28 protein-coding genes are annotated in these 23,279 nt (G+C 58.3%); 25 read left to right on the forward strand and 3 right to left on the reverse strand.

What is annotated here, in order from left to right; translation table 11 throughout:
* Positions 1 to 129: 129 nt before the first annotated feature.
* The 11 genes from BLU48_RS15525 to BLU48_RS15575 all read left to right on the forward strand — a co-directional run bounded on the left by BLU48_RS15525 (position 130) and on the right by BLU48_RS15575 (position 8,455).
* Positions 130 to 711 carry an STY4534 family ICE replication protein gene (locus BLU48_RS15525; protein ID WP_057023647.1) on the forward strand — a complete coding sequence of 194 codons (582 nt, stop codon included), beginning with the start codon at positions 130 to 132 and terminating at the stop codon, positions 709 to 711.
* Between the two features lie 71 nt (positions 712 to 782).
* Positions 783 to 1,040, forward strand: a complete 258-nt coding sequence (locus BLU48_RS15530; protein WP_057023646.1) for a hypothetical protein — start codon at positions 783 to 785, stop codon at positions 1,038 to 1,040.
* Positions 1,041 to 1,140: 100 nt separating this feature from the next.
* Entirely contained in the window at positions 1,141 to 1,635 is a 495-nt protein-coding gene (radC, locus tag BLU48_RS15535; protein WP_057023645.1) for a RadC family protein, read from the forward strand.
* 52 nt (positions 1,636 to 1,687) lie between these two features.
* Entirely contained in the window at positions 1,688 to 2,434 is a 747-nt protein-coding gene (locus tag BLU48_RS15540) for a DUF5983 family protein (RefSeq protein WP_057023644.1), read from the forward strand.
* Positions 2,435 to 2,541: 107 nt separating this feature from the next.
* Positions 2,542 to 3,084: a PFGI-1 class ICE element type IV pilus protein PilL2 gene (gene pilL2, locus BLU48_RS15545; protein ID WP_057023643.1), complete on the forward strand. Its 543-nt coding sequence runs from the start codon at positions 2,542 to 2,544 to the stop codon at positions 3,082 to 3,084.
* Positions 3,081 to 3,752, forward strand: coding sequence for a tropomyosin (locus BLU48_RS15550; protein WP_057023642.1), 672 nt, complete (start codon positions 3,081 to 3,083; stop codon positions 3,750 to 3,752). Before pilL2 ends, BLU48_RS15550 begins: the two co-directional genes overlap by 4 nt.
* Before the next feature lie 9 nt (positions 3,753 to 3,761).
* Complete coding sequence (locus BLU48_RS15555) at positions 3,762 to 4,481, forward strand: TIGR03759 family integrating conjugative element protein (protein WP_057023641.1); 720 nt, start codon at positions 3,762 to 3,764, stop codon at positions 4,479 to 4,481.
* Positions 4,463 to 5,011, forward strand: coding sequence for a lysozyme family protein (locus tag BLU48_RS15560; protein ID WP_057023640.1), 549 nt, complete (start codon positions 4,463 to 4,465; stop codon positions 5,009 to 5,011). The genes BLU48_RS15555 and BLU48_RS15560 overlap by 19 nt, the downstream gene beginning before the upstream one ends.
* Entirely contained in the window at positions 5,008 to 5,523 is a 516-nt protein-coding gene (locus BLU48_RS15565; RefSeq protein ID WP_057023639.1) for an integrating conjugative element protein, read from the forward strand. Before BLU48_RS15560 ends, BLU48_RS15565 begins: the two co-directional genes overlap by 4 nt.
* An 8-nt stretch (positions 5,524 to 5,531) precedes the next feature.
* Positions 5,532 to 7,637, forward strand: a complete 2,106-nt coding sequence (traD, locus tag BLU48_RS15570) for a type IV conjugative transfer system coupling protein TraD (protein ID WP_057023638.1) — start codon at positions 5,532 to 5,534, stop codon at positions 7,635 to 7,637.
* 86 nt (positions 7,638 to 7,723) lie between these two features.
* Positions 7,724 to 8,455, forward strand: a complete 732-nt coding sequence (locus BLU48_RS15575) for a TIGR03747 family integrating conjugative element membrane protein (protein WP_057023637.1) — start codon at positions 7,724 to 7,726, stop codon at positions 8,453 to 8,455.
* An 84-nt stretch (positions 8,456 to 8,539) separates the two neighbouring features.
* Here BLU48_RS15575 and BLU48_RS15580 read toward each other — a convergent pair whose 3' ends face one another.
* Positions 8,540 to 9,709: a hypothetical protein gene (locus BLU48_RS15580; RefSeq protein ID WP_057023636.1), complete on the reverse strand. Its 1,170-nt coding sequence runs from the start codon at positions 9,707 to 9,709 to the stop codon at positions 8,540 to 8,542.
* 214 nt (positions 9,710 to 9,923) lie between these two features.
* Here BLU48_RS15580 and BLU48_RS15585 point away from each other — a divergent pair, with 214 nt between their 5' ends.
* From BLU48_RS15585 to BLU48_RS15625, 9 genes are read left to right on the forward strand one after another with little or no spacing between them, the layout of a single operon-like run.
* On the forward strand, positions 9,924 to 10,259 hold the full coding sequence (locus tag BLU48_RS15585) for an integrative conjugative element protein, RAQPRD family (RefSeq protein WP_082636669.1): 336 nt from the start codon (positions 9,924 to 9,926) through the stop codon (positions 10,257 to 10,259).
* Positions 10,256 to 10,495, forward strand: a complete 240-nt coding sequence (locus BLU48_RS15590) for a TIGR03758 family integrating conjugative element protein (RefSeq protein WP_057023635.1) — start codon at positions 10,256 to 10,258, stop codon at positions 10,493 to 10,495. The genes BLU48_RS15585 and BLU48_RS15590 overlap by 4 nt, the downstream gene beginning before the upstream one ends.
* 17 nt (positions 10,496 to 10,512) lie before the next feature.
* A complete protein-coding gene (locus BLU48_RS15595; RefSeq protein WP_057023634.1) occupies positions 10,513 to 10,884 on the forward strand; it encodes a TIGR03745 family integrating conjugative element membrane protein in 372 nt (123 codons plus the stop codon).
* Between the two features lie 7 nt (positions 10,885 to 10,891).
* A complete protein-coding gene (locus tag BLU48_RS15600) occupies positions 10,892 to 11,305 on the forward strand; it encodes a TIGR03750 family conjugal transfer protein (protein WP_057023633.1) in 414 nt (137 codons plus the stop codon).
* A complete protein-coding gene (locus BLU48_RS15605) occupies positions 11,302 to 11,943 on the forward strand; it encodes a PFL_4703 family integrating conjugative element protein (protein WP_057023632.1) in 642 nt (213 codons plus the stop codon). Before BLU48_RS15600 ends, BLU48_RS15605 begins: the two co-directional genes overlap by 4 nt.
* Positions 11,940 to 12,752, forward strand: a complete 813-nt coding sequence (locus BLU48_RS15610) for a TIGR03749 family integrating conjugative element protein (protein ID WP_057023631.1) — start codon at positions 11,940 to 11,942, stop codon at positions 12,750 to 12,752. Before BLU48_RS15605 ends, BLU48_RS15610 begins: the two co-directional genes overlap by 4 nt.
* A complete protein-coding gene (locus BLU48_RS15615; RefSeq protein ID WP_057023782.1) occupies positions 12,742 to 14,259 on the forward strand; it encodes a TIGR03752 family integrating conjugative element protein in 1,518 nt (505 codons plus the stop codon). Before BLU48_RS15610 ends, BLU48_RS15615 begins: the two co-directional genes overlap by 11 nt.
* The gene (locus tag BLU48_RS15620; protein ID WP_057023630.1) at positions 14,222 to 14,638 is read left to right on the forward strand and encodes a TIGR03751 family conjugal transfer lipoprotein; all 417 of its coding nucleotides are present in this window, start codon (positions 14,222 to 14,224) and stop codon (positions 14,636 to 14,638) included. Before BLU48_RS15615 ends, BLU48_RS15620 begins: the two co-directional genes overlap by 38 nt.
* Positions 14,638 to 17,391: a conjugative transfer ATPase gene (locus BLU48_RS15625; protein ID WP_057023629.1), complete on the forward strand. Its 2,754-nt coding sequence runs from the start codon at positions 14,638 to 14,640 to the stop codon at positions 17,389 to 17,391. The genes BLU48_RS15620 and BLU48_RS15625 overlap by 1 nt, the downstream gene beginning before the upstream one ends.
* A 41-nt stretch (positions 17,392 to 17,432) precedes the next feature.
* Here the strand turns inward: BLU48_RS15625 and BLU48_RS15630 are convergent, their stop codons facing one another.
* A complete protein-coding gene (locus BLU48_RS15630; protein ID WP_082636668.1) occupies positions 17,433 to 17,690 on the reverse strand; it encodes a LasR-specific antiactivator QslA in 258 nt (85 codons plus the stop codon).
* 169 nt (positions 17,691 to 17,859) lie between these two features.
* Between BLU48_RS15630 and BLU48_RS15635 the strand changes: the two genes are divergently transcribed.
* From BLU48_RS15635 to BLU48_RS15655, 5 genes are all read left to right on the forward strand, one after another.
* The gene (locus tag BLU48_RS15635; protein ID WP_057023628.1) at positions 17,860 to 18,114 is read left to right on the forward strand and encodes a helix-turn-helix domain-containing protein; all 255 of its coding nucleotides are present in this window, start codon (positions 17,860 to 17,862) and stop codon (positions 18,112 to 18,114) included.
* Between the two features lie 117 nt (positions 18,115 to 18,231).
* Positions 18,232 to 19,188: a TIGR03756 family integrating conjugative element protein gene (locus tag BLU48_RS15640; protein ID WP_057023627.1), complete on the forward strand. Its 957-nt coding sequence runs from the start codon at positions 18,232 to 18,234 to the stop codon at positions 19,186 to 19,188.
* Positions 19,185 to 20,567: an integrating conjugative element protein gene (locus BLU48_RS15645; RefSeq protein WP_057023626.1), complete on the forward strand. Its 1,383-nt coding sequence runs from the start codon at positions 19,185 to 19,187 to the stop codon at positions 20,565 to 20,567. The genes BLU48_RS15640 and BLU48_RS15645 overlap by 4 nt, the downstream gene beginning before the upstream one ends.
* Positions 20,568 to 20,571: 4 nt before the next feature.
* Positions 20,572 to 20,880: a hypothetical protein gene (locus tag BLU48_RS15650; protein ID WP_057023625.1), complete on the forward strand. Its 309-nt coding sequence runs from the start codon at positions 20,572 to 20,574 to the stop codon at positions 20,878 to 20,880.
* A 10-nt stretch (positions 20,881 to 20,890) separates the two neighbouring features.
* Positions 20,891 to 22,435 carry a conjugal transfer protein TraG N-terminal domain-containing protein gene (locus BLU48_RS15655; protein WP_057023624.1) on the forward strand — a complete coding sequence of 515 codons (1,545 nt, stop codon included), beginning with the start codon at positions 20,891 to 20,893 and terminating at the stop codon, positions 22,433 to 22,435.
* Positions 22,436 to 22,445: 10 nt separating this feature from the next.
* Here BLU48_RS15655 and BLU48_RS15660 read toward each other — a convergent pair whose 3' ends face one another.
* Positions 22,446 to 22,829, reverse strand: a complete 384-nt coding sequence (locus BLU48_RS15660; RefSeq protein WP_057023623.1) for a DUF3742 family protein — start codon at positions 22,827 to 22,829, stop codon at positions 22,446 to 22,448.
* Positions 22,830 to 23,279: the final 450 nt, after the last annotated feature.

A 23,279-nucleotide genomic window follows, 5' to 3' on the forward strand; every position in this document is an offset into this window, starting at 1 on the left:
TCTGATCGTCATCGGCTTGCCGGTGGCGAGTCGTTCATTGCTCGCCTTCACCTTACCCACCCTGACGGGGGCTCACTTCCCCGTCAGGGGCTGTGAGTCGCCGTTTTCCCTTGAAACAGGAGAACCACCATGGCCCACGCCAACCACTCCCAAGAAGCGACCACTTACTTCAACCTGCACACCGTCGGTATCGGCTACCTAAACCGTGTTCGTGAAGTGCAAGTCCGCCGCGGCCAACCTTTCATGGCCTGCGATATCGCCGCGTTGCACGGTGCTACTGATGCCGTGGAGTACACCCGCTTCGACTGCAAAGTCGCTGGGGGTGAAGCTGAACGCTTGATTCGTCTCTATATGGACGCCGTCAACGCCGAGAAAAAGGTCTTGCTGTCGTTCCGTATCGGCGACCTGTGGATCGATCCGTTTCTCTACGAGAAAGGCGCTAAGCAGGGTCAACCGGGCGCCAGTTTGAAAGGTCGTTTGTTGTTCATCGACTGGATCAAGGTCAACGGCACGTTCGAGTACAAAGCGCCCGCCAGGCAGGAAGCAACAGCACCTGCTGAGCAAGCGCCAAACAGTGAGTCCTCCCCAACGTCGGCTGATGCCGAAGCTGAAGATATCGACAACCCAACAGAGTCCAGGATTGAACCTGAATCTCCACCCACTCTCCGCACGGCCCGCCGTGTCGCCACGCGTACTGTTCAGTCCGCCTGAACAATCCACGATGTTTTACATCAAGGCGCTCAATCGAGCGCCTTTCCTTCAATCCGCACAGGAGAGTCAACATGGAATCCTTCTGGCTTTGCGACGACTGCCTGTTCGCGACTGCTTACGAGGACTACAGCACGTTATCGCTCTACTACACGACGGATGAAATCGAGAAACGCATCGCCGGCATCCATCGTGAACTGGTTTGGTTAATGCCAATCAGTGCCGACTTCGATCCCGAAACCGGTCGGGGAATAAAAGCCTTCTCCCCATTGCCCTGCGACGGTTGTGGTTCACACCTACACGGCCAACGCCACCGATTCACGCGGCTGTAAACAGCGCGCCATCTGCTAACGCCCGCGACTCCACACCCACCTCGGGGACACCACTGCCCTCGGGCGTGTACCCCTGATTGTTCCCTTCGGAGGTACCACCATGAGCACCCAACTCACACTGATCGAGACTTCGGATTTCGAGGCTGATCGCATTGTCCAAGAAAATCAGCTGATCGACGAAGCGCTGCATATTCTGGATCGTCGGCTGTTCACCCGCGGCCCTATCCTGACCGCCCCTGACACCGTAGCTGCTTACCTAAAACTGCATCTTGCGCAACAAGAGCATGAAGTCTTCGGTGTGATCTTTCTCGACGCCAAGCACCGGGTGTTGGCGTTCGAAGTCCTCTTTCACGGCAGCATTGATGGCGCCAGCGTTTACCCCCGCCAAGTCGTTAAGCGTTCCCTCGCGCATAACGCTGCGGCCGCCATTTTTGTTCACAACCACCCCTCAGGGTGTACGGAGCCCAGCCAGGCGGATCGCGTCTTGACCGCACGGCTGAAGGAGGCCTTGGCCTTGATCGAAGTGCGCGTACTAGATCACTTCATCGTGGGTGAAGGTCGTCCTCTCTCCCTTGCCGAATATGGCTGGCTTTAACCTTCACAGGCGTCTTCGGACGCCTTGTTCATTTTCATTCTGGAGAACCCTCATGAACCCCACACACCAAGCCCCAGCCCAACTGACGGCCTCAAACCCATTTGCTCGCGGTTACGACAACCTTCATATCGAACGGCTGCTACTGATTACCTACGAAAACGACTGCCCTCCCTGCTTTCGACCCGTGCACGACTCACAAGCCCATCTGCCCGACAATGAGCTGCAACTGTTCGTCTGTCTGTTCAATGACGATTTCGCCTTGATCAGCGAAGGCCAATCCATTCCGGAAGATTTGGATGAATGCTGCCAGTCCACCGGGTTGGTGCGCCAAGTAATCTACCCCGTGATGGGCGAAATGCTCAACGTGCGGCATCACCTCGGTGACCTGTACTCCCTGGAAGAGGCACAAGCCATGGTCCATCGCTTGAGCTTCGAAACGGGACACTACAGTCGAGCCTGGGAAATCAGTACCGCACACCTTCCCGAAGAAGCGATGCTTTATCTGGAAGAGTGGGTCAGTAACTTCGCTCCGCGGCATACCGGCCTCTTGTTCGAGCTTTTTACGCTGCCAGATTGCTGCGGTATCGGTTGCAAACTGATCGGCACGCCATGGACGGACGAGAACTTGCTGAACATTGAGGGCAATCGTTATTCGAGCTTGAGACAAGAGCAACTCGACGCAGGCACACCGGAAGCCTTGGTCAACGTACTGTACCTCGCGGCATTGGCGGATGTGCGATTGTTGATCTTCGACCCCGACGCTGCCGTCTTGGATGGGCTCGCCATTTTTGACGAATAGCAACGTGTTCAGCGTTAACACGACCTGCCTTGAATCGACTTTCTCACTGAATCGCTCCTTCACCTCATGTCAGGTTCTGCACTGAATCTGACATGAGGTTTTTTTCCATGGAGCGTTTTTTCACGCCTGTCTGCCTGCTGGGTTTGTTGAGCGCCTGCACCGCGCAAATCCCCACCCCAATGCCGACTCATCTAGAAATCGGCAGTGGCTCCAATCGGGCCCAGCACTCGAGGGGCACAGCCGAAGAAAACCATCCGGCAGAACTTCGTTATGGCCGCTACACGCTGGTCAGCACCGAGCCCACCACGGGACAACGCGATCTTCTTGCCCAAATCATTGAAGTGAACATCTCGTCCAGCCTGAGCCCCTCGGTGCAGGATGCGTTGCAGTACGTATTGCAGCGCTCGGGCTATTCGCTCTGTCCAGTTTCCGCGTCGGTGAGGGTGCTCTTTACTCGGCCCCTGCCCGCGGCCCACTACCGGCTTGGGCCAATCCCTTTGCGCCGCGCGCTACAAGTGCTGGCTGGCCCCGCCTGGCAACTCACGACTGATGAAATCAGCCGTTCGGTCTGCTTCGAACAGCAGAAAGCTGATGCCGGCGTCACGCTGACCACACCCGTCTCGCCCCATCAGTTGGAGGCACGTCCATGAAAGCCTCAACGTTTCAAACCCTCATTGTTGGCTTACTTTGCCTGGCGGTCGCCGGGCTGAGCGGTGGTTTGTATAACCAGTATCAGCGCATGGCCGAGCTACAGAGCACGAACACTCAGTACCTACACACTTTGGACACCCTGCAACATGATTCAAGCGCCCTCAAGGACGCCCAGGAAAAACTGCAGTACGCGCTGAAAGACCTAAAGCAAATGGTCGATTCCGGTGAGCAACAGGCCAATACCCTCGATCCGATGCTGGATCAGTGGGCGCAAGAGATACAGGAACTGCGCGATGGCCTGGCGGCCCGTGCCACCGTGGCAGACCTGACAGTGCTACGCGCGCGTCTTGAACAGGTCGAGCAGCAGTTCCTGGACATCAAGACCCAGCCATCACTCCCACCACCGACGTCTTCCGCGACCAAGCCGAAACAGAAGGCTCGCTCCAAGTACCTCCCGCTCTCACCGCCGTTCTCAGTGTTGGGGTTTGAGTCCCGTGGGGGTGAGCGCTTTCTGGCGGTCGCACCTCCTGACAGTCGCTCGCTCATGGAGATCCGGCTGCTGCATAGCGGTGAGCAGTTCGGCGCCTGGCACCTAAAAGTACTGGAGCCGAACTCAGCCATCTTCGCGGTGGCCGCTCAGCCAGACCAGACCGTGCACCTCCCTTGAGAAGCGATCATGAACAAAGCGTTACTGCCCTCCGTCGCCTGTCTTGTTTCGCTACTAACCACCGGCGCTGCGATGGCTAACCCCATCACGACACCGTCACGGAACCAGAACACGCAGGTCGCGCCCTTGGGGCGCTCTCACTCTGAACAGGCGGTGAGTTGGGGTCTGACCGAGCAGGAGTGGACGCGTTTCGAACAGATCCAAGCCGGCCCGCGCGGTTTCTGGAGCCCGAACCTCGATCCGTTGACCGCACTCGGGGTCGAGGCCCAGACCGACGAAGAACGCCAGCGCTATGCCGAATTACAGGTAGCACTGGAAGCCAAACGCGCCGAGCGTGAATTGGCCTACCAAAACGCTTACACCGCGGCCTGGACCAAGCTGTTTCCCGGGCTGCTGCCGATCCAAGGCATGGCATCTTCGTCCCCTACCAGCTCATCGGTCGCGCCGCGCCCAGCCCTGTTTGTGGAGGACCACTGTCCTGCATGCACCGCTGAAGCACAACGTTTGCAAAACAGTGACACGACGTTCGATATCTACTTGGTGGGCAGCCAAGGCGAGGATGAACGCGTCCGTCGCTGGGCTCGGCAAGCGGACATCGATCCGGCCAAGGTTCAACGCCGGCAGATCACCCTGAACCATGACCGTGGTCGCTGGTTCAGCCTGGGGGCCTTGGGGCCATTGCCCGCCACTTACCAACAGGTGAATGGACAATGGCAACGCCTCGACTGAGTGGTATTGCGCTCATGCTGACGATGCTCGCCGTCCAGGCTGACGAACTTCCGCCTCCGGCCTATCAACTGGCGGCGCATGACGCCGGCATCCCTTCTACGGTGCTGTTCGCGATTGCGCTGCAGGAGAGTGGTATCCGCGTCCGTGATCGACTGCTGCCCTGGCCCTGGACCCTGAACATCGCCGGAACACCCTACCGCTTCGCCACTCGCCAGACCGCCTGTCACGCCTTACTTCAGGCACTCGCCCAACATGACGCCACGCGGGTCGATGTCGGTCTCGGGCAAACCAACCTGGGTTACCACGGTCAACGTTTTTCCAGTCCCTGCGAAGCCCTCGACCCCTACCGAAATCTCGCTGCAACCGCCGCGCTGTTGCAGGAGCATCACGCCGCTACCGGTGATTGGGTGTCAGCTGCCGGCCGCTATCACCGCCCGGCAGGAGGAACGCCAGCCGCGCGTTACCGTGCAGGCTTTTCCCGGCAACTTGAACGACTGATGGCCTCCTTCAAACAGGGCACACCACCATGAAGCGAATATCCCTTACCTGCTATTTCATCCTGCTCTTGGCACCTTTCGCCCAGCCGGAACTGACCGTAGCTGGGGATCAGCCTAGCGACTTCACACAACCCGATTTTCCAGCCGTGGGCGTGCCGATAAATAACAGAGTTCAGGCTGATCGGCCCGTGCATGCGGACCTGTCCAACTTTGCCGATGTGGCCTGGATACTGCCGATTAGTAGTTCCCGGCTGAGCCCCGGCCCGGTCACGCCTCGTTCCCTGAAAATGCCCGGCCTGCAACCCTGTTTTCTGGTGGGCGGCGATCCCCAGTCGCTGACTTGGCTGCGTCAACGCGCGGCTGAACTGCACGAAATGGGAGCGGCCGGCCTCGCCGTCGAAGTGGCCGATAATGAAGCCCTGGCCCGGATTCGAGCAGCCGCTCCGGACATCACTATCTTGCCGGTCAACGGCAACGACATCGCCACCCGCCTGCAGATTGAGCACTATCCCGTCTTGATCACTGCAACCTCATTGGAACAGTGAGTCAGGTCATGGCCGAGCATGCGATGGAGTCCAAGCTCCGGCCAGCGGTGGAGCTGTATACCGTAGCAATCTGTATCGCTGCCGCAGTGTTGTGCGTGTACTCGCCCTGGGCTGTGGCCCTGTCACCGGAGATCGGTCTGGTTGCGGCGCTGGCCTATGCCCTGTTCGGCCTTATCCGGCTGCGACAAGCCTGGGAGGTGCTGCGTTATCGACGCAATATTCGTCGGCTGCCCCGCTACGAGCTGACCAGTCGGCAGATTCCGGTCAGCCGTAAACGTTTGTTCATGGGCCGCGGCTTTCGCTGGACCCGCCTGCACACCCAGCGCCTGGTCGAAGCCCAGGATCCGGCGGTCGCTCACTATGTCGACCAACCGACCTGTTACCGCCTGGCCCGTGGACTCGAACGGCGCCTGGAGCATGCACCGTTTCCGCTCTCGACATTGGTCCGTGTCACGGCCTGGGACAGTGCCTTCAATCCATTGCGTCCTTTGCCCCCGGTCGGAGGTTCGCCACTGTTGCATGGGGTCGAGCCCGACGAAACGGAGGTCAGCCTGCCGCTGGGCGAACGGGTCGGACACACACTGGTGCTGGGCACTACCCGCGTCGGCAAGACGCGGCTCGCCGAGGTGTACATCACCCAGGACATTCACCGCGTCGAGCATGAGGTGGTGATCGTCTTCGATCCGAAGGGTGATGCCGACCTGCTCAAACGCATGTACGTCGAAGCCAAACGCGCCGGGAGGGAGAAGGAGTTTTATGTCTTCCATCTGGGCTGGCCAGAAATCTCGGCCCGCTACAATGCCGTGGGACGTTTCGGTCGTATCTCGGAAGTGGCGTCACGCATCGCCGGACAGCTTAGCGGTGAAGGTAACTCTGCGGCCTTCCGTGAGTTCGCGTGGCGCTTCGTCAACATCATTGCCCGGGCTTTGATCGAGTTGGGCCGGCGTCCGGACTACCTGCAAATCCAACGGCATGTGGTCAACATCGACGCACTGTTCATCGAGTACGCCCAGCAGTTTTTCGCCAAGACCGACCCGAAGGCGTGGGAGGTGATCGTTCAGCTTGAAGGCAAGCTCACCGAGAAGAACATCCCCCGGCATATGATCGGGCGCGAAAAGCGTGTGGTGGCCATCGAGCAGTACCTGGCGGTGAAGCGGGTATTCGATCCAGTAATGGACGGACTGCGCTCAGCGGTGCGGTATGACCGTACTTACTTCGACAAAATCGTTGCCTCGCTACTGCCGCTGCTGGAGAAACTCACCACCGGCAAGACCGCCCAGTTACTGGCCCCCAACTACACCGACCTAGATGACCCGCGACCGATCTTCGACTGGATGCAGATCATCCGAAAACGCGGCATCGTCTACGTCGGTCTGGATGCGCTGACCGACGCAGAGGTTGCCGCCGCTGTGGGCAACTCCATGTTCGCCGACTTGGTCTCGGTCGCGGGGCACATCTACAAACATGGCATTGACCATGGCCTGCCCGCATCGAACAACAGCAACGACAAGTTGCCGATCAACCTCCACGCCGATGAGTTCAACGAGTTGATGGGTGATGAGTTCATCCCGCTGATCAATAAGGGTGGCGGCGCTGGCATCCAGGTAACCGCCTACACCCAGACCCTCAGCGATATCGAAGCGCGCATCGGCAACCGCGCCAAGGCCGGTCAGGTCATCGGTAACTTCAATACTCTGCAGATGCTCCGCGTACGCGAAACCGCCACCGCGGAACTGCTCACACAGCAGTTGCCCAGGGTTAACGTGCTGACCAAGACCCTGGTGTCGGGTGCCACTGACACCTCCGATCCTGAGGCCAACACGGACTTCACCTCGTCCTCGCAGGACCGTGTCAGCAGCACCAGTGTGCCGCTGATCGAGCCAGCGCATATCGTCAGTTTGCCCAAGGGGCAAATGTTCTCCTTTCTGGCCGGTGGGCAGCTCTGGAAAGTCCGCATGCCATTGCCAAAACCCTCCAACGACGACGGCATGCCCAAGGACCTGCAGGAGCTCACCCAACGAATGCGAGCCACCTACAACGAGCAGGCGGGGCAATGGTGGAGCGCAAGCGGTGGCGGCCCAACAACAAACTTCGATTGGGATCAGGTGGGGTAGTTCGCACCCGCGACAGGTTTTGACTCATCAGAAAATCCAGAAGGATCGTGACGACATCAACTCTGCAACGCGCAATGGAGTGAACAATGGCGACTTCCACCCAGAACACGCCGCCTCAACCGATCCAGCATCCGGGATTGATCATCTCGGCGATCAGCCTAGTCCTGCGCATCGTCGGTTTGCTGATTGCCTCGTTGCTGATCTCGATTCTGATTGAGTTTGCTGGTCTGCTGCTGTTCTGGGGTGATCAGGGCTGGCGGCATAGTCAGGCCATGCTAACCAGTGAGTTAGGTTGGCTCAGCGAAAGCTTCAAATCTTCACTTCTCATCCAACAGCCTGGGCCAATGATTCTCCAGTGGCTGGATTTCCTCAATCGGTGGTGGTTGGTCAAGACTGGTTTTGCGGATTTTGCCCAGCAGGCGCGCGCCTCGAGCCAGAGTAACAGCTTCTGGGGCTGGACCAATCAGCTCTACGTGAGCATTGAGGATTTCGTGCTGGCGGCGGTGTATGTAACATTTACCTTCGTGGTGCGCCTGTTCATTCTGGTCCTGGCTACCCCCTTGTTTCTGCTCGCCACGCTCACCGGTTTTGTCGATGGATTAATGCGCCGCGACCTACGCAAATTTGGGGCTGGGCGGGAAAGCAGCTTTGTCTATCACAGGGCTAAGCGGGCAGTTATGCCGCTACTGGTCGTGCCCTGGATCATTTACCTATCCCTCCCCATCACGCTCAATCCAATGGCCGTTTTTATACCTTGCGCCGTATTGCTTGGTGCGGTCATGACGATTACAGCAACAACATTTAAAAAATACATTTAAAACAATAAGCACCACTATTACTCAAGCGAAAAGCTCACATCACTTTTAGCTAAAGAGGCGGCAAACCTAGTCTAATACCACCATTCATCTACCCCTTAATCTTAAAAAAAACCACAAATTAAAATACATCAATCTCGCCGCACCTAACAGCCAAGAGCGGGACTTCATGTTACCCTCCCCAATTAATGATAGCGACGCAGTTGCTGCCTTACCTCCCGCAAGAAAAGAAATAATACAAAAGAGAAAATATTTCAAATTTTCATGCTCATGCGCCAATTTAACTTTATCAACCAGCTTCCCCAGCCTGTCATACAGCTTACCTACACGCTCCCTGTGATCAGGTAGCGGAATGTAATCCTTACGCCCAAACTCCTGACTATTTACCATTAAATGCGAAGGCGTTTCACGACACGCTCCATTTAAATCAGCACGAGAGCAAAAATATGTGTTTATTCTAGCGATATCACTGGGTTCTGGTAACGATTGCAACCAGGAATCCCCATATCGTCTTAACTCAGGCTCATCCCCTACAATGTTAAATGAGAGTATTGAAAATACCTTTGCGGCGGATTTACAGACCGCCTTTTCGTCCTTGGCAAACGATGCATCAACCAGACAGTACTCTTTCAAACTCTGATAACGGCCTTTATAAAACTGCAAGTAATCCCCTAGCAGTTTATTCGTTTCCAACATTTGCTCCCGATCAGACTTCGCTTGAGAGTCAACAACCAAATACATGCACCCCACGAGACTTAACATGCACCACAAATGGTCATACCCGTGTTTAAACTTTGGACTTTTAAAGCAATTAGCCAGCATCAATACAGCCGACCACCCAAATCCGAAGGCGATCAGAAAATTTATTCCACTACTCCAGAAACCGCCTATGTATCCTGCCCCTAAATGAAATTCTTCAGGTATGAGCAACCACCAACTCGGAGAAAAACCGACTAAGGATAAAACCCCAGGTAAAAATACGACTAATAGGCTCGCCAGACCAGGCCTACGCCCCAGGACGAATGCTCCCCTAACAAACATCAAACTCATAAAAACAAACGACATGAAAAACAACAATGAGATTGCTTTCATACCAGCGACGGGACTGAGATTCAACAACGGGTATGGTATACCCGGCTCATATATATTATTAAAATAACCAAACCACCCTATCCCTTCAAGATTCTGCGCCACGCCGTAAGAGGCGATGAAAGACACCCAACAATACGGTTTTATAAATACATAAAACCACTGCATCAAGCCACTCCCCAAAAAATCCAGGCTCACGTTTAAAACTGAAAGGGTAGCCCCACCAGTTCGTCTTTCCCGTCAAAGCGGATATAGGCCATACAAACCAAAATACTCGACAAGGTCAATCGCCACTAAAAGCGATTGCCTCCGTCTCAGTTTACCTGCGGCTTTAGCTGGTCATTTTTACAATCCTGCACGTATGAATCCAGAGCCAATCGCCATGCTTACGCCCTTCATCCCTCGCCCTCTGATTTCCATATTGTTCCTAGCATCTGGTTGTGTCATTGCAGCACCCAGCCATGAGCAAATTGCGATGAGCCTAATCCAAAATCAACTTGAAATTACGGAGCGTCTTGCTGATCGCGCGAGTTTAACAAACACAACCGATGCACAAGAGCGCTATCGGTTCGATTATCACCAATTGATCCAAGACATCCAGCGTATTCGCCGAGGTGTACGGAGCTATCTATCCCCCTCCCGCGCCCAACCCCGCGATCCCGCCGAACTCGTCGGTGATTACCGCCTCGACACCCCGCTAACGGAGCCGTCGCCATGAGCATGACTGACGCTCAGAGCTCAGCGTTCCAAAACGCCTCCGGCTTCTCGGCACAGAGCAGTTCGACGCTCTGGCTGTCCCTGATTCTCGTCCTGGCTTTGCTGTGGTGTGCCTGGGTGATGTGGACGGCTTACCGGGGATGGGCGACAGGCAGTGTGCGCTTCGGCGCGTTTGGCGGCAGCGCCGCGCGCGTGCTGCTCGCATTGTTAGTCCTGATGTTCTTCACCCTTTCCTAACCCAGGAGATCGCGGTCATGCTCAAGTGCCTTGCCCCTATGAAAAACAACCTACGGGATCGCGCGAGCCAGCGCTTGATCGGTCTGCTCCTGGTGCTCGGTCCAAGCCTGGCTTTTGCCGAGCTCCCCACCATGGAGGCTCCTTCACGTGGTGAGGGTTCCGGGTTGATCGAGACGATCAAAAACTACGCCTACGACGGCGGCATCCTGCTCGGTCTACTGATCGCCCTGCTCGCTTTTCTCGGTGTGGCCTGGCATTCCCTGACTGTATATGCCGACGTGCAGAACCAGCGCAAGACTTGGAAAGACCTCGGCGCGGTGGTTGGAATCGGCGCCCTGTTGGTGGTGATCATCATCTGGTTCCTGACCAAGGCTGCCGCGATTCTGTGAGGTGGGCATGAACGACGCTATCGAACGCCTTGCCGACGGCACCTTGGTTTTTCTACCGGAACGGCTCAACCGTGATCCCGCCGTATTGCGTGGTTTAACCAATGATGAGATGTGGGTAGCGCTCGGCACCGGCGCCGTCATTGGCCTGCTGTTGGGCGTTCCTCTGGCGATCGCCACCGCCTCCATTGCCGTGGCGCCGACCAGCATGATCGCAGGCATGGCGGTGGTGCTGTTTGCCGGTGGCACACTACTGCGTCGGGCCAAACGGGCCCGGCCCGAGACCTGGTTGTACCGCAAACTCGAATGGGTACTGGCCAGCCGTTGGCGCCTGGGTCGCGGAAGTCTGATCCTGCACTCCGGCGCCTGGACGGTTCGCCGTTCGCGTCGACTGCGCCCTGCCCTGTCCCGGTGGCAGCCATGAGCCGATTTCGGAACAAGGTAGATGCCCAACAGGCCCACATCTTCAGCCTGCGTCTGGCGGTAGTGATTCTGGCCCTGGTCTGTGCCGGACTTTGGTATGGCTGGCGCTCGGCACCGACCGATCTGACGGTGCATGTCCCCCCGGATCTGCGCTCGGGCAGCACTCGTAAGTGGTGGGATGTCCCCCCAGAGAATGTCTATGCCTTTGCCCTGTACATCTTTGGCCAACTCAACCGCTGGCCTTCGGATGGCGAGCAGGATTATCGCCGCGCCATCTATGGCTTGCAGTCCTACCTGACACCCGCCTGCAAGGCCTTCCTCGACGGTGATTATGAGTACCGCAAGGCCGCCGGCGAACTGCGCCAGCGGGTGCGTGGGGTCTACGAAATTCTGGGCCGAGGCTACAGCGAAGATCCGGAACTCAGGGTCAAGCAACTCGATCGCGACAGCTGGCTAGTCAAGCTCGACCTTAATGCCGATGAGTATTACGCCGCCGAACCGGTGAAGCGGGTGGTGGTGCGTTATCCATTACGCGTGGTGCGTTTCGACCTGGACCCCGAACGCAACAAGTGGGGGCTGGCACTGGACTGTTATCAGGGCACTCCGCATAAAATCTCCCTGCCTGGAGGTGAGCCATGAAGCGGATTTTTACTCTGGGACTCACCGTCGCACTGATGTTATGGGGAGCTGCAGCGCAGGCCGTCGAGCTGATGCACTGGGAACGCCTCCCCCTCGCGGTCCCACTGGTGATCAATCAGGAACGAGTGATCTTTGTCGATGAGGCTGTTCGAGTCGGCGTGCCCTCAACCCTGACGGGCAAGCTGCGCGTGCAATCAACCGGAGGCACGCTGTACCTGCGCGCGTCGGAAGCCATTGCACCGACCCGCCTGCAGCTGCAATCGGTCGCGACGGGCGAGATCATCCTGCTGGATATCGCGGCCACGCCTGGCGATCAACCGCTGGAGCCCGTGCGTATCCTCAAGAATGCTCAGGAGCAAGCTGCCGAGACGGAATCTAGCACCGTCCCTGTTCCAGAACGTACACCGATTCCGGTCGCTTTGACGCGCTACGCCGCGCAAAGCCTATACGCGCCGCTGCGCACCGTAGAATCCCTGCCCGGTGTACGCCGCATCCCGCTCAGGCTGCGCACCGAACTGCCGACCCTGCTGCCCACCGAAAACGTGTCCAGCACGCCCATCGCTGCCTGGCGACTCGGTGATTACTGGGTGACGGCGGTGAAGTTGCGCAATCGTGGTCCAGAGACGGTGCAACTCGATCCGCGTCGGCTTCAGGCCAAGCTGTTCGCCGCGGCCTTCCAGCATGCTTTTCTCGGGCCGGCCGGCAGTGCTGAAGACACCACGATTGCCTACCTCGTTACCCGCGGTGCCGGCCTCGAACACGCCGTGCTGCTCCCGCCCATTGCGCGAGATGCTGACGATGAAAGCTAACGCCTTGCTCAAATGGCTGGTACCGGCTGCGCTGCTGGCCGTGGTGCTGATCATCCTGAAAAGCTGGGTCGCGGGTGGCCGCACGCCCTCTCCAGAGGGCCCAGTTGATCAGGGCAACCTTCAGTTATCCGCCGAGCAAGCCAAATCGCTCGGCATTGCGGGCGATACCCCACGCGACACGGTCGCCACCCTGGTCGGCCAAGTGAAGGCCATGCGCAGCGACATGCTCGGTTTGAAGAAACACAACGATTCGCTGCAGACGGAGAACAACCATCTGCGCGAGCGGGAAAACAGTGTCGACTCGCGTATCCAGACCGCGCTGGGCAGTGTGACTCAGCAGGTCGACGAAGGCCGCCGACAAGCCAACGAGGCCCGGCTCAAAGCGGAACAAGACAGTCGTCAGGCTCGCGGTCTGCTGACGCAATTGCAGGGACAGCTGTCGGGGCTGACCGGTAAAGGCAAGGACATGCCAATCGGCTTGGGGCTTGAGCCGGGCGATGGTGCCCAGTTCGAAGGGCGGCATTCTGCCGATGATGCGCTGCAGTGGATTGAACCCTCGGATGTTCCGCCTACCGACGGCCGAGGCAAAACCAAGACCTCCCCCGCACTGAGTCTGCCTACTGCCTTCAACTCACTGGAAGGCATGAAAGATAACGCGATTGATCGCAGCCAGAAACAGCTACGTACCGTCACCCAGGGTGAGCGTGACCGGAGGCGATCCGTTGATCGTACCGAAGGCGCGAAGCCGGTCTACACCATTCCCGAAAACGCCACGCTGATGGGCTCGGTCGCCATGACTGCGCTGATCGGCCGCGTCCCGGTGGACGGCACCGTGAATGACCCTTATCCCTTCAAGGTGCTGGTCGGTCCGGAGAACCTGACGGCCAACGGCATCGACCTGCCGGACGTCGCGGGGGCCGTGATGAGCGGCACGGCGTCCGGTGACTGGACCCTGTCTTGCGTACGCGGACAGGTCGAGTCAATCACCTTTGTGTTTACCGATGGCACCATCCGCACCGTGCCTCAGCCGAAAGCGGTCGCCAGCCGTAATGCCTCCACCACCCAGAGCTCGAACACCGACAAGATCCGTGGCGGACTCGGCTACCTGTCCGATCCGTATGGCATCCCGTGCATTGCCGGCGAGCGCCGCTCGAACGCCCAGCAGTACCTAGGCAGCCAGAGCCTGATCACTGCCGCCGGTGCCGGTGTCGCCGCTCTGCTCGGGGATGAGCAGAACAACAGCAGCGTGATCAGTTCGGGTGGCAGTACCCTCGGGGTGACCAACAGCACGGGCAACAGCACACTGAATTCAATCCTCAGTGGTGGAGTCAGCGACATCCGCGAGTGGGTCAACAAGCTGTATGGCGAGGCCTTTGCGGCCGTGTACGTGCCACCCGCCGCACAGGTCGCACTGCACCTCGACCATGAGATCACCATCGATTATGAGCCCGAGGGCCGGAGCGTTCGCCATGAAAAAGACCAAGCTTCTCTGCCTGACCTGGATTAGTTTGCTCTGCTGGGGTCTGGCGGGGTGCTCCACCGACAAGGAGACGCTGCTGCCCCATGGCGAGCAAACCATGCTGGACATCTGGAACGGTGCTGGTTCGCAAGGCACTCAGCAGCAACTGCTGGAGGCTCGGCAGCAGTTACGCCGCCCGCTGGCCCAGGCAGATGCCTCCGCGGCTATCCAGCAACCGTACACGCGCACAGCGGCGAACGAGATCCGCAACCTGTTCCCTCGCCTGCCCAATCCCGATCTGGTGCTGTATGTGTATCCGCACTTGAGTGGTACCGAGCAGGCACCGGTCCCCGGTTACTCGACCGTCTTTCCGTTCTACCAACGGGTGCAGTACGCATTGCCGGGTGAACGTCAGGAAGACTTGTAGTGCGTACCGGCGATTCGCGGAACCGTGCTCCTGCGTGGAAAGCCTGGCGCAACCCATTGCGCCCTCGCGCCACCTTGGCCGATGACGCCGCACTCTATGCGCACAATCCCAGCTTCACCGATCACCTGCCGTGGGTCGAATACCTCGACACCGAGCAGTTTTTTTTGCTGGATGACAATCGCTCGGTGGGTGCGGTGTTCGAGCTACTGCCCATCGGCACCGAAGGGCGCGAACCCGATTGGTTGATGGCCGCCCGCGATGCCCTCGAGGATGCCCTGCAGGACAGCTTTGACGAGCTGGATCAAGCGCCTTGGGTGGCGCAGTTTTTCTGCCAAGACGACAACGACTTCACCCCCTACCTGACCCAGTTCACCGACTATATCCAAGATAGAGCACGAGGCACCGTCTTCACCGAGGCATATTTGGAGCTCAGCCGCCATCATCTGCAGGCCATCGCCAAGCCTGGCGGTCTGTTTGAGGATAAGGTGGTGACGCGCTTGCCCTGGCATGGCAATAACCGCCGGGTGCGCTTGGTGATCTATCGCTGGCTCGAGTCTGACGCTGAGGAAACGGGGCCCACCCCGGTGCAACCCCTGCAACAGGCTTGCGAACGTATCGCGGCTTCGTTGCAGGCATGCGGGGTGCAAACAACGCGAGTCGATGGCCGAGGTCTGTATGCCTGGTTAGTGCCCTGGTTCAATCCGGCACCCAGGCTCACCGATGAAGCGCCCGAGGAGTTCTACCGGCGCGTGACCTATCCGGAGTCGGGCGACGGCGAGTCGCTGGAACTGCCCTTCGATCATGACTTCGCCGAGCGGCTGTTCTTCAACGAACCGCGTTCGGATGTCCAGCACGGATTCTGGTTTTTCGATGATCAACCTCATCGGGTCATGGTGGTGGACAAGCTGCGCCGAGCGCCCTTGATTGGTCAACTCACCGGAGAAACCCGCAAAGGTGACGCGGTGAATGCACTGTTCGACCAGTTACCCGAAGGTACAGTCATGAGTCTAACCTTGGTGGTCAAACCGCAGGATGTACTTGAGGATCAATTGAACCGACTGGCGCGCAAAGCCATCGGTGAAAACCTGGCCTCGACCCAGACCCGCCAAGATGTTGAAGAGGCTCGTGCAATCATCGGTCGCCGGCACAAGCTGTACCGCGGCACCCTGGCGTTCTACCTGCGCGGTCACGACGAACAGCAATTGCACCAGCGCTCGGTCAGCCTGGCTAACGCACTATTGGGTGCGGGCCTACAACCGGTACGCGAAGGCGATGAAGTCGCCGCCTGCAACAGTTACCTGCGTTGGTTACCGATGGCTTACAACCCGGAGCGCGACACGCGCAACTGGTACACCCGCCTGATGTTTGCCCAGCACCTGGCGAATCTGGTTCCGGTGTGGGGCCGCACCACCGGCACCGGCCACCCGGGCATCACCCTGTTCAATCGTGGTGGCTCGCCGTTGAGTTTTGATCCGTTGTCACGCCTGGACCGAGCCATGAATGGTCATCTGCTGTTGTTCGGCCCCACTGGCGCCGGCAAGTCGGCCACTCTGGTCACCCTGCTGATGCAGGTCATGGCGGTGTACCGCCCTCGCCTGTTTATCGTCGAGGCCGGCAACTCATTCGGCTTGCAGGGAGACTACTTCGCGACACAGGGCCTGTCGGTCAACAAGGTTCAATTGAAACCTGGCGCCTCGGTCAGTCTCGCCCCGTTCGCCGATGCTTGGCGCCTGGTCGAGCAGAAGGATCAGGTCGCGAGTCTGTCTATCGATGAGCTGGACGATGAGGTGGTAACCAGTCGCGAAGACCAGCGCGATGTTCTCGGCGAACTGGAAATCACCGCCCGCCTGATGATCACCGGCGGCGAGGCCAAGGAAGAGGCGCGCCTGAGTCGAGCCGATCGCAGCTTGATCCGCGAGTGCATTCTCGATGCGGCGCAGACCTGTGTTGCCGCCGGCCGCCAGGTACTGACCCGCGGCGTGCGCGACGCCTTGCTGCGCATCGCCGCCGACCCGCACCTGCCGGAGAAGCGTCGCGAGCGTGCCCAGGAAATGGGTGAGTCCATCGACCTTTTTTGCCAAGGTTTCGAGGGTGAACTGTTCGATCGCGAGGGCACGCCTTGGCCCGAGAGCGATGTGACCATTGTCGATCTGGCCACTTACGCTCGTGAAGGCTACGAGGCGCAGATGTCCATCAGCTACATCAGCCTGATGAACACCGTGAACAACCTAGCCGAACGCGACCAGTACCTGGGGAGGCCAATCATCATGGTCACCGACGAAGGCCATATCATCACCAAAAACCCGCTGCTGGCGCCATTCGTGGTCAAGGGCACGAAGATGTGGCGCAAGCTCGGCGCTTGGTTCTGGCTGGCGACGCAAAACCTTGCCGACTTTCCCACTGCCGCGCAGACCATGCTCAACATGATCGAATGGTGGATTTGTTTGAACATGCCGCCCGCGGAGATTGAAGAAATCGCACGATTCAAGAAGCTCACGCCGGCACAGAAAGCCTTGTTGCTCTCCGCCAGCAAGGAACCGGGCAAATACACCGAAGGGGTCGTGCTGTCGAAAAAACTCGAAACGCTGTTCCGGGCCGTGCCGCCCAGCCTTTACCTCGCCCTGGCCATGACGGAGCCCGAGGAAAAAGCCGAGCGTTGGACACTGATGCAGGAGAATGGCTGCTCAGAGTTGGAAGCGGCTTACCGGGTAGCTGAACGGATCGATAAAGCGCGAGGCATAGAACCCACATAGGGAAATCTATTCGAGTATCGCGCTCTAAAGCGAGCGACAGGTTATTGCGATGCGCCTCGAAGCCGCTGCTGAATCCTCAACAGGAATCCGGCTTCAAAAGCATCTTGACAGTCGCCAACAGGAAACGTCTTGCGTGTTTGCGCCAGTTCCCACCACAGTGGAATCTCGCCGGGCGTATCAAGCCAAACCTGAGCGCATTGCACGCCACGTTCGATCATTAGGGCAAATTCGTTGCCCCACGGTGTCAGAAGACTTGGGCAACCATCTGCCGCAGGAATTGAAATGTAGTTTTCGTCCATACACACCCTAGAGTTCTGATTTTATTGTTAGACGCTGGACCCAGCCTCGAAATCATAACGGAACCAAATGAACGCTGGATAACAGGCATGAGCATCAAATGGCCTAGATCAATACCAATGTAGACTATATCCCGTGGATTGAGAGTCCCTCAAGGCGCAATTTGCGCGCATGACTCAAGACTACGAACAGCTTCGTCTGCAACTGGCGGAAAACATCCGCTGGATGCGACGCATAAAGAACCTTACCCAAGAGCAGTTAGCGCTCATGGCCGAGGTGGATCGTACCTACGTCAGTCAAATCGAACGATGCACGGGCAATCCGTCGCTGATGGTCCTATGCAAGCTCGCCAATATTCTCGAGGTTACGACGGATCAGCTACTTACCGAGCCAGATTCCCTTCGCCGTGCGCTGAGCATCGAATAGCCACCTCGTCGCCCTGAAAATCCTTGTAAACCGACAACGCCAGCTTCAGCTTTATCACTGACGGTGTAGGTTCAATCATTGAACGTGTCCAGGCCATTAGCCCAAAGAGCCTGGATCATGCCTGTCGTATGCCCGTCAATTTCGCCCCAGAAGCTACGACCTTTGGCACTGAGCATCCTGCTGGCGTGCGGGCCAAGCGTGGCGCTCGACACCAGCAGCATCACGTCCTCCGTGCTTTCTCCAAACTGTCTCGAATACAGGGTCATAGGCATTTGTTTCTGGCTCCTCTGCACGCCCTTCGGCTGCACAGTCAAAACCTCGACCAAGGTTCGTCATTTCATTCCTGAGCTCGTGGTCTCGAGCTACGCCACTACGGGCAATAATCCATGGTCCGAGATGGCCACCCTCTCCTCTCCCATTGGCGGTGCGGAAGGTGGCGGCAACCTAATCACGCCGAACACCCACCGCGACAACCTGCCTCGCTTCAAAAACGTTGATGGCATCGGTCATCCCGGTGGCTGGGCCGCCACGCAACTGGCCTCGCAATCCGGCTACGCCTGCGCCAGCGGCGCTACTGCGTTCATGCCCTACTACCTGAGCACCCTGGACTCGCTGGCCTGGCGCCATGGCATACCGGAAAGTCTTTACCCCGAGTCGCTCATGCCGGGGATCCGTGAAATCGGTCAGCAGTCCTCGGGAAGCATGTGGGGCAACGTCTATCCCCGGCAGGGTATTCTGGTACAGCCCGACGATTTCAAGGCGGCCGCGGTGATGGCGCAACGGGCTGGCGATGTGATTACCCGCAACGGGCAGCCGCATGTGTACTTACCGCTCACGCCCACCAAACGCGACGGCTACTGGCCGCCTGGCCCGATCGTTGAAAACGACGCTTCCACCCACAAATGGCAATTGCTCTACCCTCAGGTTCAGTCCACATGCGCCATCTTCCCCAGCGATCCGGTACAGAGCGAGGATGGCGGCTACGCCTGGTCGCTCTGGCGTCCCTATAGCTGCTGCAAACGCGAAGGACAGACCTTCCTGTTCAGCATCGACTTCGAAGGCGGTGCTTCATGAGTCGGCTTCTCGCGCGACCATGGCTGGGCGTGATTAGTCTGTTGCTCTACGGACTGCTCGCCATGACCACGCATGCCCACGCCGCCGAAGGTGATTACCGCCTGGGCACTCAAGGCGAAGTGCTCGACGACCGGGTGATGTACACCATTGGTGGCGGATCGGCAGTCGGCTCACCGAGTTCGCTGTACCGACCCAGCGGTCTCGGCGTCGGCGGCTCCTGGCGAGCAAACATGATGTGCGGAAACATGAGCCTCACCAATACCCTGCAAAACCAGCTGAACGGCGCCACCGAAGGTTTCCAGCAGATCATGGGCAGCATTGTGCAGAACGCGACCCAAGCCGTGATGTCGCTGCCGGCGTTGATCATCCAGCGCGCCAACCCCGGTCTCTATGAGTTGCTCAGTAACGGGGTGATGCAGGGGCGTATCGACTTCGACCGATCCAAGCTGACCTGCCAAGCCATGGCCGAAAAGATGGCGGACAAGGTCGGTCAAGCTGGCTGGGGCGCGCTGGCCAAGAACCAGGAGATGCAGGGCAACCTGGAGCAAACCGGCGGTGATGCGGTGGCCGCGGTGAGAAACACCGAGGGCCATAACGGCAACAATGGGGTGTCCTGGGTTGGTGGCTCAAAGGCCGGAGGTAACGGGCAGACGCCCATTCGGGTGACCGCCGACGTGGTGCGCGCGGGCTATAACCTGCTGCATAACCGTAAGGTGGATGACAGTGCCTCGATCAGTAGCAGCGACTGTCTGGGTGGCGCTATTTGCCAGACCTGGGCCTCGCCCCAAGAAGAATCCGAATGGGCTATTCGCGTCTTAGGCGAGAGCGAAGTCTCGACCTGCGACACCTGCGAAACCCTGCGTGCGACCGCTGGCACCGGATTGACGCCGCTGATCCAGGAGGCCTACAGCGAACGCCTCAAGGCCCTGCAAGGGTTGCTGTCTGGCTCACTGCCGCCTACCCCTGACCACCTGGTGAAAGCCTCCAGCCCGATGCTGCCGGTGACCCGTGGTGTGATCGAAGCGCTGCGCGACGATCCCGACCAGGATCTACTAGCACGGCGCCTGGCCAGTGAGACAGCCCTGTCCAGCGTGCTCGACAAGGCGCTATTGCTACTGCGCACGCTGCTGGCGGGCAGCCACGAACCCAACATCGCCTCCGCCGAACCGGCCCAAACCGCCTTGACGAAAAACATCGACGCTCTGGAGCGCGAAATTCGCCTGCTGCAGACCGAACTGCAGGTCCGGCAGATGCTGGCCACCAATACCGCCAGCTTGGTGCTCGATCGGCATGCTGGGGGTGCCGACGCATCGCGCACCGTCGAACAAGGTGATCCCGAACCCAGCCGACTCAATGACGCCGACGCCAGGCGCAAGTGAAGCCATGAAACGCTCACGGCAGCTCACTCTGCTTTCAGGTCTGGGAATTGCCGCGGTGATGATCCTCACCGCCGCACTGGTCGCCTGGATCGGCCGCACTGCGCTGGATAGTTTCGAGGCCTGGCAGCAGGCATTCGAATCCGCACGGCCCTATCTGCGGTGGTGGCGTGCCCTGCTCTACGGCGCCCTCTTTGCGCTCTGGTGGGATCTGCTTCGGCGCTACCGACATCGACCACAGGATCGACTGCGTGTGAAGCACATCGGGACATTAGGGCTCGTGCTCTTGACCGTCGCCGAACTCACCCGACTGTGAGGTCACCACCATGCTCATGAGCACCAACAGCTACCTGGAGTTTTACCTCTCCCTGCTGGCCTGGATCGTCAACAACGGTCTCTGGAGCGTCCTGTCCGACACCGGACTGTTCGCCGCACCCTTTGGCGCAATCATTTTGCAAGAATGGTTATCGGCCCGTCAGCAAGGCGCGGATGAAGGCAACAAGGGCCTGCTTTCGGTGCCGCGGATCGAGAACCGGCTGTGGCTGGCCTACATCGTCGTGTTGTTCGGCTGCGCGCCAGTCTTTCCGTTGAGCCTCACGTCAATGGCGTTCGATGATGTGGCGAGCCAGCGCTGCGGTGTCAGTGTTGCGAAGCCAGCAGATACCGCCTGGGGGACGACCTTCAGTACCATTGGCGAGCGCTCTGCCAACGTGCCGATCTGGTGGTTTCTGGTGCATGCCTTGAGCAAAGGGGTAACCGCCGCAGCTACCGCCTCCATTCCCTGCGCACCGGATATCCGGCAGATGCGCATGGAGATCGACAGTTCGCGCATCGACAGCCAGGTACTGCTGCAGGAAGTCGCCGACTTCACCCGCGACTGCTATGGCTATTCTCGCTCCCGGCTGTTTACCAACCGTCCCCAGTTGGACAAGGCTCAAAGTCATGATGCGTCCTGGATCGGCTCAAGCTATTTTCTTGATACGCCTGGCTACTACGATACGGATCGCTCACACACACCGCGCGTCAGCTGGCCGTATGACGAAAGCCGCGATGTCTCCTTGCCTCGGCTGGAGAATGGCGCGGGCTACCCCACCTGCAAGCAGTGGTGGAGCGATAGCGGTGTCGGATTGCGTGAGCGCTTGATCGAGCAGGTCGATCCTTCGCTGCTGACTCAGCTGAAAGGTTGGTTGACTGGTCGTTCGAGCAACGAGATCGAGGATGCCACCCTGCGTGAGCTGGTCAGCCCGCGCCAGCAATCGATGTCCATGTCGCCCGGACAGGTGTACCAGGACTATGGCTCCAGTGCCCGCGGCGGCTCGATCAATCAGGGTCTCAATAACCTGGCCACCAATACCGGATTGGCACTGGGTTCCTTCAGTAATTTTCCCGCAATGAATGCGCTACGCGCCGCCCTACCGATGGTGCAGGCTTTTCTGATCATGGGCGTCATCATCAGCTTGCCGCTGATTCTGTTGGTCAGTACCTACCAGTTGAAGACCGTCATGACGGTGACGTTCGCTCTGTTCACGCTGCACATGCTGAGCTTCTGGTGGGAACTAGCCCGCTGGGTCGACTCCAGCATGCTCGACACCTTGTACAACCAAGTTTCGGCTTCCAATCAAGTGCTGTTATCGCTGCCCACATCCGGTTTTATGGATGGGACGGTCACAGCACAAGTGATCGAGTATGTGATGGGGGCGATGTTCATCGTGCTGCCGATGGTTTTTCTAGCCACCATGAGTTGGGCCGGATATAGCATAGGTTCCATAGCAGAAAGCATGCTAGGGAAAGGGACACTCAGTGCACAAAATGCGGGTTCGAAAGGTACTGACGCTCTGATCTCTGCAGGTACTTCAATCAGAAAAAGCTAACGACAACCCACTAATGCTCGTCCAGATCAGGCTGTCCCGGTGCACGATTGAGTTCGTACTCGCCATAAGGATCGCCGAATGCCTGAGCACCGTAAAAGTCCTTTGAGTCGTTGAGTCGGCGATGGGCGATTACCCAATACAAAACCATTAGAGTCATCAACGACAGGAGAGCCCAAAAACCTACAAAAAGCAATCCTCCGATCAATGCCAGCTTGGCAATCAGAAAGCTCCCGCGAACGAGTAATTTACCCGCAGGCATCCCTGCCGTCACCGCACGCTCAGCCAGGCGGGACTCAAACACTCTCAGTTTGCGATAACCACGCGTTACCGACATACCACAGGCGTACGCCCAGCGGTGGGCACGTGAATTCTGAACAGGGTTCTGAGTCGGCATTGTCTCGCCCTCTTCTGAGCGTTTTCATGGTTGAGACAGGAGTAACAGCCTACTACTGAAAACTGTCCGTGCTTGACCGTTTATCAGCTTGCCAAGCCAAAAAATCTTCACTGGAAGACAGAAGACGAACATCGTGACACAGCGTCTCTTCGGAGGTTGACCCAGATAAATCGTCCAGTTAAATACAAGGTACGGATCGCTGTTATCGACAGCACCCTGCCCAGGCAGCCAGAACCTTCAAGGCTACGTCACTTCGGTGATGGTTCTTCCCCAAGTGCGATTAGCGTTCGGTGGCTCGCACGGTGACCGTTTCTACGGTGATGAACGCCTACTGCTCTTCTGAGCGTCTTCCGAGCTCCGCTCACCAGGCAAACCTTCTCGTTTTTCTTCAACCCGCCGCGGGGAAATTCTCTCCCGCACGGGACAGGTTTCTTCGCGTTTTCAACGGAG

Origin of the sequence: Pseudomonas synxantha (assembly GCF_900105675.1) — a bacterium.
Taxonomy (GTDB): domain Bacteria; phylum Pseudomonadota; class Gammaproteobacteria; order Pseudomonadales; family Pseudomonadaceae; genus Aquipseudomonas; species Aquipseudomonas synxantha.

Excerpts from the sequence above, each read along its gene's own strand:
- BLU48_RS15525 (WP_057023647.1), top strand. The coding sequence starts at position 130 with ATGGCCCACGCCAACCACTCCCAAGAAGCGACCACTTACTTCAACCTG.
- BLU48_RS15530 (WP_057023646.1), top strand. The coding sequence starts at position 783 with ATGGAATCCTTCTGGCTTTGCGACGACTGCCTGTTCGCGACTGCTTAC.
- radC (WP_057023645.1), top strand. The coding sequence starts at position 1,141 with ATGAGCACCCAACTCACACTGATCGAGACTTCGGATTTCGAGGCTGAT.
- BLU48_RS15540 (WP_057023644.1), top strand. The coding sequence starts at position 1,688 with ATGAACCCCACACACCAAGCCCCAGCCCAACTGACGGCCTCAAACCCA.
- pilL2 (WP_057023643.1), top strand. The coding sequence starts at position 2,542 with ATGGAGCGTTTTTTCACGCCTGTCTGCCTGCTGGGTTTGTTGAGCGCC.
- BLU48_RS15550 (WP_057023642.1), top strand. The coding sequence starts at position 3,081 with ATGAAAGCCTCAACGTTTCAAACCCTCATTGTTGGCTTACTTTGCCTG.
- BLU48_RS15555 (WP_057023641.1), top strand. The coding sequence starts at position 3,762 with ATGAACAAAGCGTTACTGCCCTCCGTCGCCTGTCTTGTTTCGCTACTA.
- BLU48_RS15560 (WP_057023640.1), top strand. The coding sequence starts at position 4,463 with ATGGCAACGCCTCGACTGAGTGGTATTGCGCTCATGCTGACGATGCTC.
- BLU48_RS15565 (WP_057023639.1), top strand. The coding sequence starts at position 5,008 with ATGAAGCGAATATCCCTTACCTGCTATTTCATCCTGCTCTTGGCACCT.
- traD (WP_057023638.1), top strand. The coding sequence starts at position 5,532 with ATGGCCGAGCATGCGATGGAGTCCAAGCTCCGGCCAGCGGTGGAGCTG.
- BLU48_RS15575 (WP_057023637.1), top strand. The coding sequence starts at position 7,724 with ATGGCGACTTCCACCCAGAACACGCCGCCTCAACCGATCCAGCATCCG.
- BLU48_RS15580 (WP_057023636.1), bottom strand. The coding sequence starts at position 9,709 with ATGCAGTGGTTTTATGTATTTATAAAACCGTATTGTTGGGTGTCTTTC.
- BLU48_RS15585 (WP_082636669.1), top strand. The coding sequence starts at position 9,924 with ATGCTTACGCCCTTCATCCCTCGCCCTCTGATTTCCATATTGTTCCTA.
- BLU48_RS15590 (WP_057023635.1), top strand. The coding sequence starts at position 10,256 with ATGAGCATGACTGACGCTCAGAGCTCAGCGTTCCAAAACGCCTCCGGC.
- BLU48_RS15595 (WP_057023634.1), top strand. The coding sequence starts at position 10,513 with ATGCTCAAGTGCCTTGCCCCTATGAAAAACAACCTACGGGATCGCGCG.
- BLU48_RS15600 (WP_057023633.1), top strand. The coding sequence starts at position 10,892 with ATGAACGACGCTATCGAACGCCTTGCCGACGGCACCTTGGTTTTTCTA.
- BLU48_RS15605 (WP_057023632.1), top strand. The coding sequence starts at position 11,302 with ATGAGCCGATTTCGGAACAAGGTAGATGCCCAACAGGCCCACATCTTC.
- BLU48_RS15610 (WP_057023631.1), top strand. The coding sequence starts at position 11,940 with ATGAAGCGGATTTTTACTCTGGGACTCACCGTCGCACTGATGTTATGG.
- BLU48_RS15615 (WP_057023782.1), top strand. The coding sequence starts at position 12,742 with ATGAAAGCTAACGCCTTGCTCAAATGGCTGGTACCGGCTGCGCTGCTG.
- BLU48_RS15620 (WP_057023630.1), top strand. The coding sequence starts at position 14,222 with ATGAAAAAGACCAAGCTTCTCTGCCTGACCTGGATTAGTTTGCTCTGC.
- BLU48_RS15630 (WP_082636668.1), bottom strand. The coding sequence starts at position 17,690 with ATGGACGAAAACTACATTTCAATTCCTGCGGCAGATGGTTGCCCAAGT.
- BLU48_RS15635 (WP_057023628.1), top strand. The coding sequence starts at position 17,860 with ATGACTCAAGACTACGAACAGCTTCGTCTGCAACTGGCGGAAAACATC.
- BLU48_RS15640 (WP_057023627.1), top strand. The coding sequence starts at position 18,232 with ATGCCTGTCGTATGCCCGTCAATTTCGCCCCAGAAGCTACGACCTTTG.
- BLU48_RS15645 (WP_057023626.1), top strand. The coding sequence starts at position 19,185 with ATGAGTCGGCTTCTCGCGCGACCATGGCTGGGCGTGATTAGTCTGTTG.
- BLU48_RS15650 (WP_057023625.1), top strand. The coding sequence starts at position 20,572 with ATGAAACGCTCACGGCAGCTCACTCTGCTTTCAGGTCTGGGAATTGCC.
- BLU48_RS15655 (WP_057023624.1), top strand. The coding sequence starts at position 20,891 with ATGCTCATGAGCACCAACAGCTACCTGGAGTTTTACCTCTCCCTGCTG.
- BLU48_RS15660 (WP_057023623.1), bottom strand. The coding sequence starts at position 22,829 with ATGCCGACTCAGAACCCTGTTCAGAATTCACGTGCCCACCGCTGGGCG.